Annotated in this window: 10 protein-coding genes; 7 read left to right on the forward strand and 3 right to left on the reverse strand. The window is 61.5% G+C overall.

Features of this window, described 5'->3' with window-relative positions; translation table 11 throughout:
* Positions 1-7 precede the first annotated feature (7 nt).
* The gene (locus tag ACA041_RS14645) at positions 8-799 is read right to left on the reverse strand and encodes a hypothetical protein (RefSeq protein ID WP_497441762.1); all 792 of its coding nucleotides are present in this window, start codon (positions 797-799) and stop codon (positions 8-10) included.
* A gap of 221 nt (positions 800-1,020) precedes the next feature.
* Entirely contained in the window at positions 1,021-1,446 is a 426-nt protein-coding gene (locus ACA041_RS14650) for a YciI family protein (RefSeq protein WP_497441763.1), read from the reverse strand.
* Positions 1,447-1,702: 256 nt separating this feature from the next.
* On the opposite strand from ACA041_RS14650, the gene tpx reads away from it, so the two are divergent.
* The 7 genes from tpx (at position 1,703) to ACA041_RS14685 (ending at position 14,595) form a co-directional block, all read left to right on the forward strand.
* Complete coding sequence (gene tpx / locus ACA041_RS14655; RefSeq protein WP_497441764.1) at positions 1,703-2,203, forward strand: thiol peroxidase; 501 nt, start codon at positions 1,703-1,705, stop codon at positions 2,201-2,203.
* A 178-nt stretch (positions 2,204-2,381) separates the two neighbouring features.
* On the forward strand, positions 2,382-3,698 hold the full coding sequence (locus ACA041_RS14660; RefSeq protein WP_497441765.1) for an MdtA/MuxA family multidrug efflux RND transporter periplasmic adaptor subunit: 1,317 nt from the start codon (positions 2,382-2,384) through the stop codon (positions 3,696-3,698).
* Positions 3,695-6,799 (forward strand): MdtB/MuxB family multidrug efflux RND transporter permease subunit, encoded by a 3,105-nt coding sequence (locus ACA041_RS14665; RefSeq protein ID WP_497441766.1) that lies wholly within the window; start codon positions 3,695-3,697, stop codon positions 6,797-6,799. The genes ACA041_RS14660 and ACA041_RS14665 overlap by 4 nt, the downstream gene beginning before the upstream one ends.
* Entirely contained in the window at positions 6,796-9,903 is a 3,108-nt protein-coding gene (locus ACA041_RS14670) for an efflux RND transporter permease subunit (protein ID WP_497441767.1), read from the forward strand. The genes ACA041_RS14665 and ACA041_RS14670 overlap by 4 nt, the downstream gene beginning before the upstream one ends.
* Positions 9,900-11,381 (forward strand): efflux transporter outer membrane subunit, encoded by a 1,482-nt coding sequence (locus tag ACA041_RS14675; protein ID WP_497441768.1) that lies wholly within the window; start codon positions 9,900-9,902, stop codon positions 11,379-11,381. Before ACA041_RS14670 ends, ACA041_RS14675 begins: the two co-directional genes overlap by 4 nt.
* 143 nt (positions 11,382-11,524) lie before the next feature.
* On the forward strand, positions 11,525-13,606 hold the full coding sequence (locus ACA041_RS14680) for a putative bifunctional diguanylate cyclase/phosphodiesterase (protein ID WP_497441769.1): 2,082 nt from the start codon (positions 11,525-11,527) through the stop codon (positions 13,604-13,606).
* Positions 13,607-13,848: 242 nt separating this feature from the next.
* Positions 13,849-14,595, forward strand: coding sequence for an SDR family oxidoreductase (locus ACA041_RS14685; protein WP_497441770.1), 747 nt, complete (start codon positions 13,849-13,851; stop codon positions 14,593-14,595).
* A gap of 134 nt (positions 14,596-14,729) precedes the next feature.
* Here the strand turns inward: ACA041_RS14685 and mapR are convergent, their stop codons facing one another.
* Positions 14,730-16,139 (reverse strand): GntR family transcriptional regulator MpaR, encoded by a 1,410-nt coding sequence (gene mapR / locus ACA041_RS14690; RefSeq protein WP_497441771.1) that lies wholly within the window; start codon positions 16,137-16,139, stop codon positions 14,730-14,732.
* Positions 16,140-16,178 lie beyond the last annotated feature (39 nt).

Below are 16,178 nucleotides of genomic sequence, written 5' to 3' on the forward strand. Positions count from 1 at the left end.
AAAGTCCTCATTGGCCAAAGGTGACATTGAGCCCGGCGAACAGCGTGAATTGCGGCAGGCCAACGCCCTTGCGCTCCACGGTCCACTGCGGTTCGACGAACACGTTAAGAATATTGCTGGCGGACTTCCACACCTTGCCGGCGCCGAACCCGACAGGGATGTAATAAGTGTCGTGCTTCAGGTCGAACGTCCAGGTCGCGGTGGAGCGCAGGTACCACCCTCTGTCCAGGTTGTGAATGAAGAAGGGTTGCAGGGTCGCCGATTCAACATGCTCGCGATCGCCGTCGCCGGCAAACGAATTCTGGTATTGCACCATTGCACCGAGCAAACCCCGGGGCGACGAATCGATCGCGATGGCGGCCAGGCCGGCCTGCCATTTACCGGTACCGAGTTCGTCCTGGTCGGCGATGGGGGCGGTGATCTGCGGGCCGATGCCCAGCTGCACACCATCGGTCTTGAGCAGGAAAATATCGATCAGGTTCAGATCACCTTCACCCGTGCTGTAGCCGCCATTGGGATCGGGCCGAGTGCTGATCGGCGCACTGGCGCGCAGCAGTTGCGGGACCCCTATGAAATCGTTGGGCACAATCGGCAGCGTGCCGCGCACCTGCAGGTCGTGGGTATGGATATTGGAGTCGTAGTATCTCGGGGTGTAATAGTCCTGCAGGTTCATACCCTGCGCGAGGTTCAGCGGGTTGTTGCTTTTATTGGCGGTGTCGGCGTTGTCGGCGTGTGCACAAAAGGCTGACGCCAGTGAAGCCGCCAACAGCAGGGCGCTCGCGCCTGGATGTTTCGACATGATTCCCCCGATTCCCTGGTGGCTCAGCGGACGAGTTAAAATTTGACGGCCGTTACTGCGAAATCTCTTTCCTGTCAGGCCTGTAGACGCGTCTGTTGAACTTAGCAGCTGGTTGCGGGTTCGCCAGTGAAAGGGGGGCTAGGGTTCGGGGAGTAGAAATTTTCCAGTACCCAGTTCACCCGGCATGAGCATCGGCTGCATACCGGGCAGTCCTGCGATACTTAACGCTTCTTCATCTGCTCACGCAGTCGATCTTCCTGCTCGCGCAGTTGCGGTGTGAACTCGGCACCCAGATCCTGCACCTCGTACACCGGGCGAATCTCGATCTCGGCGTCGGTGCCCGGCATCGGGTTGGGGCAGCGCTTGACCCACTCGATCGCTTCCTCTTTCGTCTCCACCTCCCATAGCCAGTAGCCGGCGACCAACTCCCTGGTTTCCGCGAACGGACCGTCGATCACCGTGCGCTGGTCCCCCGAGAAACGCACTCGGGCGCCCTTGCTGCTGGGTTGCAGGCCGTCGCAATCGACAAGGATGCCGGCCTTGACCAGTTCCTCGTTGAAGTTGCCCATCGCGGTCATCAGTTCTTCGCTGGGCAGAATGCCGGCTTCGGAATCCGGGCTGGCTTTCACAAAAATCATGAATCGCATGGTTTTGTCTCCGCTGGGTTGGGTGATTCACCTCTAGTCGAATGACCCTTACCTGAATCGACAACGCTGCTGACGAAACATCGCTGAAAATTTCTGATACCCCGGGGATGGTGGGAGCAGATGAAACGCGGGGTTTTTTATCGGCTTTTGCGCGACATATCACGATTTGTATCTGACCATAGGTCGTCAGCCCGTTTCGTGGTTAACTTCGGCCTCGTCAAAAATCTCCACATCAACGATCAGAAGGACTCCGTTCATGGCTCAAGTCACTCTTAAAGGCAACCCGGTGCAAGTCAACGGTCAACTGCCACAAGCCGGTTCCAAGGCACCAGCCTTTTCCCTGGTGGCCGGTAATCTGTCTGACGTGACCCTGGCGAACTTCGCCGGCAAGCGCAAAGTGCTGAACATCTTCCCAAGCGTCGACACCCCGACCTGCGCTACCTCGGTTCGCAAGTTCAACGCCCAGGCCAGCGACCTCGCCAACACCGTGGTGCTGTGCATCTCGGCTGACCTGCCGTTCGCCCAGGCCCGTTTCTGTGGTGCCGAAGGCCTGGACAACGTGCAGAACCTGTCGACCCTGCGCGGTGCCGAGTTCATCGAGAACTACGGCGTGGCGATTGCCGATGGCCCGCTCAAAGGCCTGGCTGCCCGTGCCGTCGTGGTGCTGGACGAAAACGACAACGTCCTGCACAGCGAACTGGTCAAGGAAATCGCTCAGGAACCTAACTACGATGCGGCACTTGCCGTTCTGAAATAAGCAAACGTTTACAATTGTTAACGGCCTGGCCCTGTCCAGGCCGTTTTCATTTGTGCTTCAGTGTCTTAGACAAACCTCCTGTTACGTAAGCCAAAGGTAAATTGCCGGTAAAGGCGCTTTGCTAAAACCCCTCCAGTGCTTATCGTTCAGCCTCCCGTAGAAGAAGCCCACGCGCCCAATGGTTGATCATTCAATGCAATCCTCCGCTTCCCGTAGTTCCCGTCGCTGGCTGTTCGGCCTGCTTGTGCTGTTGGTCATCGCCGTCCTGTGCTGGAAATTCTGGCCCGGCGGGGCTGCGCCAAAAGAAGGCGCGGGGCAAAAAGCCGTGGCCGGGCACACCGGTCGGTCCGGGGGAATGCGTCCGGGCTTTGGCGGGGCGGCCGGGCCGGTACCGGTGCGGGTGGCGTCGGCGGTGAAGGGCGACTTCCCGCTGTATTACAAGGCCCTCGGTACCGTGACGGCGCTGAACACCATTAATGTTCGCAGCCGCGTGGGTGGCGAACTGATCAAGATTGCCTTCGAGGAAGGGCAGATGGTCAAGGCGGGCGATTTACTGGCCGAGATCGATCCGCGCCCTTACCAGAACGCCTTGCTGCAGGCCGAAGGCACCCTGCTGCAGAATCAGGCGCAGCTGAAGAACGCCCAGGTCGATGTCGAACGCTACCGCGGCCTGTATCGCGAAGACAGTATCGCCAAGCAGACCCTGGACACCGCCGAAGCGTTGGTGGGGCAGTATCAGGGCACGGTCAAGACCAACCAGGCCGCCGTCAACGACGCCAGGCTCAATCTGGAATTCACCCGGATTCGCGCGCCGATTACCGGTCGCGTGGGCCTGCGCCAGCTGGACGTCGGCAACCTGGTTGCCGCCAACGACACCACGGCGCTGGCGATCATCACCCAGACCCAACCGATCAGCGTGGCCTTCACCTTGCCGGAAAACAACCTGGACATCGTGCTGGCCCGCTATCGCACCGGCGCCAAGCTGCCCGCCGAAGCCTGGGACCGCGGCGACACCAAGCTGCAGGCCACTGGCGTGTTGCAGAGCCTGGACAACCAGATCGACGTCACCACCGGCACCCTGAAATTCAAGGCGCGCTACGAGAACCGTGATCAGGCGTTGTTCCCCAACCAGTTCGTCAACGTCCACCTGTTGGCCGACACGCTCAAGGACGTCGTGCTCGCACCCTCGGCGGCGATTCAGTTCGGCACCAACGGCACCTTTGTTTACGCGATGGACGGCGACAAGAAGGTCACGATCCGCCAGTTGAAAGTCGGCGCCAGTGACGGCGACAACACCGTGATCACCGAGGGCCTGGCTGCCGGAGACCGGGTGGTCCTGGAAGGCACCGACCGCCTCAAAGAAGGCAGCGAAGTGGAAGTGGTCAACGACAGCAAGGATGTACCGACCACCCCGACCGAACATCTGCAAGGCAAGTCCGCCGCCACCGCGCCTGACGCGACCGTCAGCGACAAGGCGAAAAAGGGCGGCGCATGAACATCTCGCGGCTGTTCATCCTTCGCCCGGTCGCCACGACCCTGAGCATGCTGGCGATTATCCTGGCCGGCGTGATCGCTTATCGGCTGCTGCCGGTGTCGGCCTTGCCCCAGGTCGATTACCCGACCATCCGCGTCATGACGCTGTACCCCGGCGCCAGCCCGGACGTGATGACCAGCGCCGTGACCGCGCCCCTGGAGCGTCAGTTCGGGCAAATGCCGGGCCTGACCCAGATGGCCTCGACCAGTTCCGGCGGCGCTTCGGTGCTGACCCTGCGTTTCAGCCTCGACATCAACATGGACGTGGCCGAGCAACAGGTGCAGGCGGCGATCAACGCCGCGACCAATCTGCTGCCCACGGACCTGCCCGCGCCGCCGGTGTACAACAAGGTCAACCCGGCGGACACCCCGGTGCTGACCCTGGCCATCACCTCCAAGACCATGTTGTTGCCCAAGCTCAATGATCTGGTCGACACCCGCATGGCGCAGAAAATCGCCCAGATCAGCGGGGTCGGCATGGTCAGCATCGCTGGCGGCCAGCGCCAGGCCGTGCGGATCAAGGTCAACCCCGAGGCCCTGGCGGCCAACGGCCTGAACCTGTCTGACGTGCGCACGTTGATCGGTGCCTCCAACGTCAACCAGCCCAAGGGCAACTTCGACGGCCCGACCCGGGTCTCGATGCTCGATGCCAACGATCAACTGACCTCGCCCAAGGATTACGCCAACCTGATCCTGGCCTACGCCAACGGCGCGCCGTTGCGGCTCAAGGACGTGGCAGAGATCGTCGATGGCGCCGAGAATGAACGGCTGGCGGCATGGGCCAATGAAAACCAGGCGGTGTTGCTGAACATCCAGCGTCAGCCTGGCGCCAACGTGATCGAAGTGGTCGACCGGATCAAGGCCTTGCTGCCAAGCATCACCGACAACCTGCCGGCCGGTCTCGATGTGGTGGTGCTCACCGACCGCACCCAGACCATCCGCGCTTCCGTCACCGACGTGCAGCACGAATTGCTGATCGCCATCGCCCTGGTGGTGATGGTGACCTTCCTGTTCCTGCGCCGCGCCAGCGCCACAATCATTCCGTCGGTGGCCGTGCCGCTGTCGCTGATCGGTACCTTCGGCGTGATGTACCTGGCCGGCTTCTCGGTCAATAACCTGACCCTGATGGCCCTGACCATCGCCACCGGTTTCGTGGTGGACGATGCGATCGTGATGCTGGAGAACATTTCCCGCTACATCGAGGAGGGCGACAGCCCGATGAATGCGGCGCTCAAGGGCGCCAAACAGATTGGTTTCACCCTGATTTCCCTGACCCTGTCGCTGATCGCGGTGCTGATTCCGCTGCTGTTCATGGCAGACGTGGTGGGGCGCCTGTTCCGCGAGTTTGCGATCACCCTGGCGGTGGCCATCCTGATTTCCCTGGTGGTGTCCCTGACCCTGACGCCGATGATGTGCGCGCGGCTGCTCAAGCGTGAACCCAAGGAGGAAGAACAAGGCCGATTCTACAGGGCCAGCGGCGCAACAATTGATTGGATGATCGCGGCTTACGGGCGCAAGTTAAAGTGGGTTCTCAAGCATCAACCGCTGACGCTGCTGGTGGCCATCGGCACCCTGGCACTGACCGTATTCCTGTACATGGTGGTGCCCAAGGGCTTCTTCCCGGTGCAGGACACCGGGGTTATCCAGGGTATCTCCGAAGCGCCGCAGTCGATCTCCTTTGCGGCAATGAGCGAGCGCCAGCAGGAACTGGCCAAGGTGATCCTTGCCGATCCGGCGGTCGAGAGCCTGTCGTCCTACATCGGCGTGGACGGTGACAACTCGACGCTCAATAGCGGCCGACTGCTGATCAACCTCAAGTCCCACGGCAACCGTGACCTGAGCGCGACCGAAGTGATTGCCCGGTTGCAACCCGAACTGGACAAACTGATCGGCATCCGCCTGTTCATGCAGCCGGTGCAGGACCTGACCATTGAAGACCGGGTCAGTCGCACCCAGTACCAATTCAGCATGTCTTCACCGGATTCGGAGTTGTTGAGCCTGTGGAGTGGCCGCCTGGTGGAAGCGCTGGGCCAACGGCCGGAGTTGACCGACGTCGCCAGCGACTTGCAGGACAAGGGCTTGCAGGTCTATCTGGTGATCGATCGTGATGCGGCATCGCGGGTCGGCGTTTCCGTGTCGAACATCACCGACGCGCTGTACGACGCCTTTGGCCAGCGACAGATTTCTACCATTTACACCCAGGCCAGCCAGTACCGCGTGGTCCTGCAATCACAGTCCGGCGAGAAAATCGGCCCGGACGCGCTGAATCAGATTCACGTCAAGACCACCGATGGCGGTCAAGTGCGCCTGTCCAGCCTGGCGCGCATGGAAGAGCGTCAGGCGCAGTTGGCGATCACCCACATCGGCCAGTTCCCGGCGGTGATGATGTCGTTCAACCTGGCCCCCGGCGTGGCTCTGGGGCATGCAGTGGAGATCATCGAGCAGGTGCAGCAGGACATCGGCATGCCGATCGGCGTGCAGACCCAGTTCCAGGGCGCGGCCGAAGCCTTCCAGGCCTCGTTGTCGAGCACCTTGCTGCTGATCCTGGCGGCGGTGGTGACCATGTACATCGTGCTGGGCGTGCTGTACGAGAGCTACATCCACCCGATCACCATCCTCTCGACCTTGCCCTCGGCGGCGGTTGGCGCCTTGCTGGCGTTGTTGTTGAGCGGCAACGACCTGGGGATGATCGCGATCATCGGCATCATCCTGCTGATCGGTATCGTGAAAAAGAACGCGATCATGATGATCGACTTCGCCCTCGACGCTGAACGCAATCAGGGCCTGGACCCGGAGACGGCAATCTATCAGGCGGCGCTGTTGCGCTTCCGGCCGATCCTGATGACCACCCTGGCCGCCTTGTTCGGCGCGGTGCCGTTGATGCTGGCCACTGGTTCCGGCGCCGAGTTGCGCCAGCCCCTGGGGCTGGTGATGGTCGGCGGTTTGCTGGTGAGTCAGGTATTGACGCTCTTCACCACCCCGGTGATTTACCTGTACTTCGACCGTCTCGGTCGTCGCTGGGGCCGCAAAGCAGAGTCCGTGGAAGTGGTCGAGCAGCCATGAATCTCTCCGGACCTTTCATCAAGCGCCCGGTGGCCACCATGCTGCTGAGCCTGGCGATCATGCTGCTGGGCGGCGTGAGCTTCGGCCTGTTGCCCGTGTCACCGCTGCCGCAAATGGACTTCCCGGTGATCGTGGTCCAGGCCAGCCTGCCGGGCGCGAGCCCGGAGGTGATGGCGTCGACCGTGGCCACGCCGCTGGAGCGCTCCTTTGGTGCGATTGCCGGTGTGAACACCATGAGCAGCCGTTCCAGCCAGGGCTCGACCCGGGTGATCCTGCAATTCGACCTGGACCGCGACATCAACGGCGCGGCGCGGGAAGTGCAGGCGGCGATCAACGCCTCGCGCAACCTGCTGCCCAGCGGGATGCGCAGTATGCCGACCTACAAGAAGGTCAATCCGTCCCAGGCACCGATCATGGTGCTGTCATTGACCTCTGACGTGCTGGAAAAAGGCCAGCTCTACGACCTGGCCTCGACGATCCTGTCCCAGAGCCTGTCCCAGGTGCAGGGTGTCGGCGAAGTACAGATCGGCGGCAGCTCCTTGCCTGCGGTGCGCATCGAACTCGAACCCCAGGCGCTCAACCAGTACGGCGTGGCCCTGGACGACGTGCGCAACACCATCGCCAATGCCAACGTGCGCCGCCCCAAGGGTTCGGTCGAAGACGGCCAGCGGTTGTGGCAGGTGCAGGCCAACGATCAACTTGAAAAAGCCAAGGATTACGAGTCGCTGATCATCCATTACGCGGATGGCGCGGCCCTGCGCCTGAAGGATGTGGCCAAGGTCAGCGACGGCGTCGAGGACCGCTACAACAGTGGTTTCTTCAACGACGACGCGGCGGTATTGCTGGTGATCAACCGCCAGGCCGGGGCCAACATCATCGAGACGGTCAACGAGATCAAGGCCCAGCTCCCGGCCTTGCAAGCCGTGTTGCCGGCAAGCGTCAAGTTGAACCTGGCCATGGACCGCTCGCCGGTGATCAAGGCAACACTGCACGAAGCGGAAATGACCCTGCTGATCGCCGTGGCGCTGGTGATCCTGGTGGTGTTCCTGTTTCTCGGTAACTTCCGCGCTTCGTTGATCCCGACCCTGGCGGTGCCGGTGTCGCTGGTCGGTACGTTCGCGGTGATGTACCTCTACGGATTCTCGCTGAACAACCTGTCGCTGATGGCGCTGATCCTGGCCACCGGGTTGGTGGTGGACGATGCCATCGTGGTGCTGGAAAACATCTCCCGGCACATCGACAAAGGCGTGCCGCCAATGAAGGCGGCGTACCTTGGGGCCCAGGAAGTCGGTTTCACCCTGCTGTCGATGAACGTCTCGCTGGTGGCGGTGTTCCTGTCGATCCTGTTCATGGGCGGGATAGTCGAAAGCCTGTTCCGCGAGTTTTCCATCACCCTGGCGGCGTCCATCGTGGTGTCGCTGGTGGTCTCGCTGACGCTGACGCCAATGCTTTGCGCCCGATGGCTCAAGCCGCACACACCGGGTCAGGAGAACCGTCTGCAGCGCTGGAGTCAGCGGGCCAATGCATGGATGGTCGGCAAATATGCCACCAGCCTCGATTGGGTGTTGCGCCACCGTTTTCTTACCTTGCTCAGTCTATTCGTTACAGTTGGCGTTAACATTGCGCTGTATGTCGTTGTTCCAAAAACATTTATGCCTCAGCAAGATACCGGCCAGCTGATCGGTTTCGTGCGCGGCGACGATGGGCTGTCGTTCAGCGTGATGCAGCCGAAAATGGAAATTTTCCGGCGTGAAGTGCTCAAGGATCCGGCGGTGGAAAGCGTTGCCGGCTTCATCGGCGGCACCAACGGCACCAACAACGCCTTCATGCTGGTGCGCCTGAAACCGATCAAGGAACGTAACCTGTCGGCGCAGAAAGTCATTGAACGTTTGCGCAAGGAAATGCCCAAGGTCGCCGGCGCGCAACTGATGCTGATGGCCGACCAGGACCTGCAATTCGGTGGCGGTCGTGAACAGACCACCTCGCAGTATTCCTACATCCTGCAAAGCGGCGATCTGGGTGCGCTGCGCGAGTGGTACCCGAAAGTGGTGACAGCGCTCAAGGCGTTGCCGGAGCTGACGGCCATTGACGCCCGTGAAGGCCGTGGCGCCCAGCAAGTCACGCTGATTGTCGATCGCGATCAGGCCAAACGCCTGGGCGTGGACATGAACATGGTCACCTCGGTGCTCAACAACGCCTACAGCCAGCGGCAGATTTCGACGATTTACGACAGCCTCAACCAGTATCAAGTGGTGATGGAGGTCAACCCGAAATACGCCCAGGATCCGATCACCCTCAAGCAAGTCCAGGTAATCACCGCCGACGGTGCGCGGATTCCGTTGTCGACCATCGCCCATTATGAGAACAGCCTGGAAGACGATCGGGTCAGCCACGAAGGCCAGTTCGCCTCCGAGAGCATTTCCTTCGACATGGCCGAAGGCGTGACGGTGGAGCAGGGCACGGCCGCCATCGAGCGGGCGATTGCCAAGGTTGGTTTGCCCGAAGGCGTGATCGCGAAGATGTCCGGCACCGCCGATGCGTTCGCCGCCACCCAGAAGAGCCAGCCGTGGATGATTCTCGGTGCGCTGGTGGCGGTGTACCTGGTGCTGGGGGTGCTGTATGAAAGCTACATCCATCCGCTGACCATTCTGTCGACCTTGCCGTCGGCCGGGGTGGGCGCACTGCTGTCCATCTACGCGCTGGGCGGTGAGTTCAGCCTGATTTCGTTGCTGGGCCTGTTCCTGTTGATCGGCGTGGTGAAGAAAAACGCCATCCTGATGATCGATCTGGCCTTGCAGCTGGAACGGCATCAGGGCCTGGAACCGCTGGAATCCATCCGCAGCGCCTGCCTGCAACGTTTGCGACCGATCCTGATGACCACGCTGGCGGCTATCCTCGGTGCGTTGCCGTTGCTGCTGAGTCGCGCCGAAGGTGCGGAAATGCGTCAGCCCCTGGGCCTGACCATCATCGGCGGGCTGATCTTCAGCCAGGTGCTGACCCTTTACACCACCCCGGTGGTTTACCTCTATCTCGACAAACTGCGCCATCGCTTCAATCACTGGCGTGGGGTGCGTACCGATGCTGCTCTGGAAACTCCGCTATGACTGACCGCTCGCTTTTCAATCTGGTTGCACCCATGGTCACGGCCCGCGGTTCGCGATTACTCAGCCTGTCGCTGTGCGTGGCGCTGCTCAGTGCCTGCGCCATCGGCCCGGATTACCAGCGCCCGGCAGCCGCGGCGCCGGTGCAATACAAGGAAGCGGCCGGCTGGCGTCAGGCCAATCCGAGTGATGCCCTGGCGCGGGGTGCCTGGTGGGAGTTGTATGGCGATCGGCAGCTCAATGGCCTGATCGAAAAACTCAACAGCGCCAACCAGACGGTTGCGCAGTCCGAGGCCCAATACCGTCAGGCCCAGGCCCTGGTGCGCACTGCCCGTGGGGCGTTTTTCCCCACCGTGGACCTGACAGTCGGCAAGAACCGCTCGAGCCAGGGTACCGGCAGCAGCAGTTCGAGCCTGACCAGCTCTTCCAGCGGCATTCGCGACACCTATACCGCCCAGGCCGGGGTCAGTTGGGAAGCCGATGTCTGGGGCAAATTGCGCCGGGGCCTGGAGGCCGACACCGCCAACGCCGAGGCAAGTTTTGCCGATCTGGCGGCGATGCGCCTGAGCCAGCAGTCGGAACTGGTGCAGAACTATCTGCAATTGCGGGTGATCGATGAGCAGAGACGTTTGCTGCAAGCGACGGTCGAGGCGTATCAGCGCTCGCTGAAGATGACCGAAAACCAATACCGCGCCGGTGTTTCCGGCAAGGACGCGGTGGCGCAAGCCACCACTCAGCTCAAGAGTACCGAAGCCGAGATGATCGACCTGATCTGGCAGCGTGCCCAGTTCGAGAACGCCATTGCCGTATTGATCGGGCTGCCACCGGCCGAGTTCAGCCTGGCGGAAACCCCAGACATACCGCTATTGCCTGACGTGCCGTTGAACTTGCCGTCGCAATTGCTCGAGCGCCGTCCGGACATTGCTTCCGCCGAACGCTCGGTGATGGCGGCCAATGCCAACATCGGCGTGGCCAAGGCCGCGTATTACCCGGACCTGACACTGAGCTTGAACGGTGGTTACAGCAGCAGCACCTCCAACAACTGGATCAGCGTGCCTAACCGCTTCTGGTCGGTCGGGCCGCAACTGGCGATGACCTTGTTCGACGGCGGCCAGCGCTCGGCGGAAGTCGATCGCAGTGAGGCCGCGTACGACGAAACCGTGGCCAACTACCGCCAGACGGTGCTGGATGGTTTCCGGGAAGTGGAAAACTACCTGGTGCAACTCAAGGTCCTGGAAAATGAATCTGTCGTGCGCCAACAGGCACTGGATGCAGCACGTGAGTCACTGCGTCTGATCCAGAATCAATACAAGGCCGGATTGATTGCGTATCTGGATGTAGTGGTGGTCCAGGCTACGACGCTGAATAATGAACGCAACATGCTGGACTTGATGCAGAGTCGATTGATTGCCAGCGTGCAGTTGATTGCGGCGCTGGGTGGCGGGTGGGATGGGGCGTTGCAGGTGAGCGAGAAAGAGTAGCGCAAGCAATCAAACAAGCGTTTCATCGGCTTGATGGCCTTTTGCTAATTTTGTCAGTGCGTTCTGTTGCGCAATCAGTACAATCGCCGGATTTGCCCCCTCGAGAATGGAAGCAATACGACGGGGCGGTCGCGAGAAGTCCCATGCTCATCGGTAGCTATTCCCCCACGCTGGTTATCATCTCGCTCTGTGTAGCGATTCTCGCGTCCTACACCGCGCTCGACCTCACCGAGCGCATCGCTACCGCCAAAGGTCGCGCCGTACATTTATGGACCGCCGGCGGCGCCTTTGCCATGGGCATCGGCGTATGGTCGATGCACTTTATCGGCATGCTCGCGTTCAAGCTGCCCATCGATCTCGGTTACGACGTGACACTCACCTTGCTGTCGCTGCTGATCGGCATCCTGTCCTGCGGCTTTGCCTTGTGGCTGGTCAGTCAGGCGCGGTTACCTGGCTGGCAACTGGCATTCGGTGCGCTGGTCATGGGCGCCGGGATCAGTGCCATGCATTACACCGGCATGGCTGCCATGCGCATGCAGCCGGGCATCGATTACGACCCGACGCTGTTCGGCGCATCGCTGCTCATTGCGGTCGGCGCGTCCGGCGTCGCGTTATGGATCGCCTTCCGCCTGCGCCAGCACAGCCCCTATGTCATCCTGATCCGTGGGGGTGCGGCGGTCATCATGGGGATCGCCATCGTCGGCATGCACTACACCGGCATGGCCGCGGCGCGCTTCGCCGACGGCAGTTTCTGTGGCGCGGCGATCGACGGTCTGAACGGCAAGGGCCTGGACAATCTGGTGTTGATCACCACCCTGGCGATATTGACCATTGCCTTGCTGACGTCGGTGCTTGATGCCCGCATGGAGGCACGCACCGCCAGCCTTGCGCACTCGCTGACCGAAGCCAATCGCGAGCTGACCCAGTTGGCCCTGCATGACACCCTGACCGGCCTGCCGAATCGGGTATTGCTGGCTGACCGCATTGATCAGGCGATGTCGAGGGTGCAGGAACAGGGCGGGTGTTTTGCGTTGATGTTCATCGATCTGGACGGTTTCAAACCGGTCAACGATGCCTTCGGCCATCACATGGGCGACCAGTTGCTGCGAGCGGTCGGCCTGCGGTTGCGCGAGGATTTGCGTAGCCAGGACACCCTGGCACGGATCGGTGGTGACGAGTTCGTGCTGCTGGTCCAGTTGAACGAGGAGAATGACGTGTTGAACCTGGCGGCGCGCCAGGTCGGATTGATTGCGCGCGCGTTCCGGGTTGCCGACCATGACCTGCAGATCTCCGCGAGTGTCGGTATCGCCGTCTATCCGGGCAATGGCAAGACCGCCGAGGAGTTGCTGATGAACGCCGACGCGGCGATGTACCACGCCAAGGGCACCGGCAAAAACGGCTACAGCTTCTTCGATGCCTCGATGAACAGCAATGCGCGCAAGCAGCTGCAGCTGTTGCAAGACTTGCGCAATGCACTGGAACAACAACAGTTCAGCCTCTATTACCAGCCCAAGTTCGATGCCGCCCATGGCCGCCCGATCGGCGCCGAAGCGTTGCTGCGCTGGGAGCACCCGACCCAGGGCATGTTGGCGCCGGACAAATTCATCGACCTGGCGGAGAAGACCGGGCTGATCATTCCGATCGGCGAGTGGGTGCTCAACGAAGCCTGCCGGCAAATGCGCGAGTGGTATCTGCTCGGTTACACCGACTGGCGCATCGCGGTGAATCTGTCGGCCTTGCAGTTCTGCCACGTCGGGCTGGTGCAGAGCGTTGCCAGAGCCCTGGCCATGCACCAGTTGCCGGCCAACAGCCTGACCCTGGAAATCACCGAAACCACGGCCATGTACGACGCCGATGTGAGCATGGCGGTGCTTCAGCAATTGTCGGAAATGGGCGTCGATTTATCCATCGATGACTTTGGCACCGGTTATTCGAGCTTGATGTACCTCAAGCGCCTGCCGGCCAATGAGCTGAAGATCGACCGCGGGTTTGTCCGCGATCTGGAACATGACAGCGACGACGCCGCCATTGTTTCGGCCATCGTCGCCCTCGGCCAGGCGCTGGGTTTGCGCATCGTTGCCGAAGGCGTGGAAACCGGCGTGCAACAGGACTTCCTGACGAAACTCGGCTGCGACTCGTTGCAAGGCTATCTGCTTGGCCATCCGCTGCCGGCGGAGCGCTTCATGGCGGATATTCTGCGTGGGGAACAACTGGCCGCCGGTTGACGCCTTCTGAGGTTAGGGAGCTTTTTGTGGCGAGGGAGCTCGCTCCCGTTCGGCTGCGAAGCAGTCGTAGCACGTTAGCCAGGCTTGCCGACAGACCGCTGTGGTTGAGTATGGGAGCGCTTCGCACTCCAGCGGGAGCAAGCTCCCTCGCCACAGGTCACACCTCGGATTTCATGCAGAAACCGGGAATGGCGGTTATTCTTGGCTCCGACTGCTAACGCGTGAAACGGGGGAAAGCCAGCATGGATAAAGTCATCGTCATCACCGGCGGCAGCCGCGGCATAGGCGCCGCCACTGCCTTGTTGGCCGCCGGACAGGGCTATCGGATCTGCATCAACTATCAGGCCGACGAAGAAGCTGCGCAAACGGTGCTGGAGCAAGTCCGTGCCCTCGGTGCACAAGCCATTGCGGTACGCGCCGACGTCAGCATCGAAGACGAAGTGATCGCCCTGTTTCATCGGGTGGACAGCGAACTGGGCAGGGTCACGGCGCTGGTGAACAACGCCGGCACGGTAGGGCAAAAGTCCCGGGTCGAGGAAATGTCCGAATTCCGCATCCTCAAAACCCTCAAGACCAACGTCCTGGCGCCGATCCTCTGCGCCAAGCACGCGCTGCTGCGCATGTCGCCCAAACATGGCGGACAGGGCGGCAGCATCGTCAATGTGTCCTCGGTCGCCTCGCGCCTGGGATCACCCAACGAGTACGTGGACTACGCGGCGTCCAAAGGTGCGCTGGACAGCTTTACCATCGGCCTGTCCAAGGAAGTGGCGGGCGAGGGGATACGTGTCAACGCCGTACGCCCGGGATTCATCTACACCGACTTCCATGCGCTGAGCGGCGATCCGGACCGGGTCAGCAAGCTGGAATCGGCGATCCCCATGGCGCGGGGCGGCCGGCCGGATGAAGTGGCGGAGGCGATCGTGTGGCTGTTGTCGGATAAGGCGTCGTATGCGACCGGGACTTTTGTCGATCTTGGAGGTGGGCGTTAAGGTTTCAGATTAGCGTGGTCTGATCCGACGCCCTTCGCCGGCAAGCCGGTCTCGCTCCCACAGTTGACCACATACCCCTGTGGGAGCGAGACCGGCTTGCCGGCGAAGACGACAGTTCAACCGACATCAAGCTTTCAGAATGACCTGACAATCCTGCCCAAGGTCTCCATCGCCTTTTCCGCAGCCTCATCCCACGGGCTCCCATAATTCAACCGTATACAATTCCTGAAGCGCTGGGTCGGTGAGAAGATCGGTCCCGGCGCGATGCTGATCCCCTGTGCCAATGCCATCTGGAACAATTTCAACGAATCCATCTGCGGCGGCAGTTCCAGCCACAAAAAGTAGCCGCCGGCCGGCTGGCTGACCCGGGTTTGCGCCGGGAAATAGCGAGCGATGGCCGCGAGCATCGCGCTCTGCTGTTCTTCCAGCGCATATCGCAATTTGCGCAGATGCCGGTCATAGCCACCGTGTTGCAGGTAATCGGCAATGGCTGCCTGGGCCGGCATCGAAGCGCAGAGCGAGGTCATGAGTTTCAGCCGTTCGATCTTCTGCGCGTAGCGCCCGGCGGCGACCCAGCCGATGCGGTAGCCAGGGGCCAGGCTCTTGGCGAAGGAACCGCAATGCATGACCAGCCCTTCAGTGTCGAAAGCCTTGGCCGGTTTTGGCGCTTGCTGGCCGAAATAGAGCTCGGCGTAGACGTCGTCCTCGATCAGCGGCACCTGATGGCTGCGCAACAGCTCCACCAGTTCGCGTTTCTTGGCTTCGGGCATGGTCGCGCCCATGGGATTCTGGAAACTGGTCATGCACCAGCAAGCCTTGATCGGGTGGCGCTCCAGGGTTTGCGCCAATACGCCAAGGTCGACGCCGTCGCGCGGGTGCACGGGGATTTCCACGGCCTTGAGCTTCAGGCGTTCGAGCACTTGCAGGCAGGCGTAGAACGCCGGCGCTTCGATAGCCACCAGATCACCGGGCTCGGTGACGGCTTGCAGGCACAGGTTCAAGGCCTCCAGCGCGCCGTTGGTGATCAGCAGCTCTTCCATGGGCAGCATCAGGCCGCCGACCATGTAGCGCAGGGCGATTTGTCGACGCAGTTGCGGGTTGCCCGGCGACATGTCGGTGACCACCATGCGCGGGTCCATGTCCCGGGCGGCACTGGCCAGGGACCGCGACAGGCGCTGCAACGGGAACAGGGCGGGGCTGGGGAAGGCCGAACCGAAGGGCACGGTGTTCGGGTCCTTGATCGAGTCGAGCACCGAGAACACCAGTTCGCTGACGTCGACTTCGGTGGATTCGCTGACCTGGCTGCTGATCACCGGTTCGGAAAACGGACTCGGTGCATGGGCATTGACGAAGTAGCCGGATCGCGGCCGGGCGCGGATCAGCCCGCGGCGTTCGAGCAGGTAATAGGCCTGGAACACCGTGGACGGGCTGACGCCGTAGGTCTGGCTGGCGTAACGGACCGAAGGGACGCGCTGGCCGGGGCCGAGGACGCCGGAGCGGATCAGTTCAGCGATGTCGTCGGCGAATTTTTCGTAGCGTTTCATCGGGTGCCTGGATTGAAGTATTCAGGAGATACGCTGTTG

The organism is Pseudomonas sp. LBUM1676 (genome assembly GCF_059695605.1).

Excerpts from the sequence above, each read along its gene's own strand:
- ACA041_RS14680 (WP_497441769.1), top strand. The coding sequence starts at position 11,525 with ATGCTCATCGGTAGCTATTCCCCCACGCTGGTTATCATCTCGCTCTGT.
- ACA041_RS14675 (WP_497441768.1), top strand. The coding sequence starts at position 9,900 with ATGACTGACCGCTCGCTTTTCAATCTGGTTGCACCCATGGTCACGGCC.
- mapR (WP_497441771.1), bottom strand. The coding sequence starts at position 16,139 with ATGAAACGCTACGAAAAATTCGCCGACGACATCGCTGAACTGATCCGC.
- ACA041_RS14650 (WP_497441763.1), bottom strand. The coding sequence starts at position 1,446 with ATGCGATTCATGATTTTTGTGAAAGCCAGCCCGGATTCCGAAGCCGGC.
- tpx (WP_497441764.1), top strand. The coding sequence starts at position 1,703 with ATGGCTCAAGTCACTCTTAAAGGCAACCCGGTGCAAGTCAACGGTCAA.
- ACA041_RS14645 (WP_497441762.1), bottom strand. The coding sequence starts at position 799 with ATGTCGAAACATCCAGGCGCGAGCGCCCTGCTGTTGGCGGCTTCACTG.
- ACA041_RS14670 (WP_497441767.1), top strand. The coding sequence starts at position 6,796 with ATGAATCTCTCCGGACCTTTCATCAAGCGCCCGGTGGCCACCATGCTG.
- ACA041_RS14660 (WP_497441765.1), top strand. The coding sequence starts at position 2,382 with ATGGTTGATCATTCAATGCAATCCTCCGCTTCCCGTAGTTCCCGTCGC.
- ACA041_RS14665 (WP_497441766.1), top strand. The coding sequence starts at position 3,695 with ATGAACATCTCGCGGCTGTTCATCCTTCGCCCGGTCGCCACGACCCTG.
- ACA041_RS14685 (WP_497441770.1), top strand. The coding sequence starts at position 13,849 with ATGGATAAAGTCATCGTCATCACCGGCGGCAGCCGCGGCATAGGCGCC.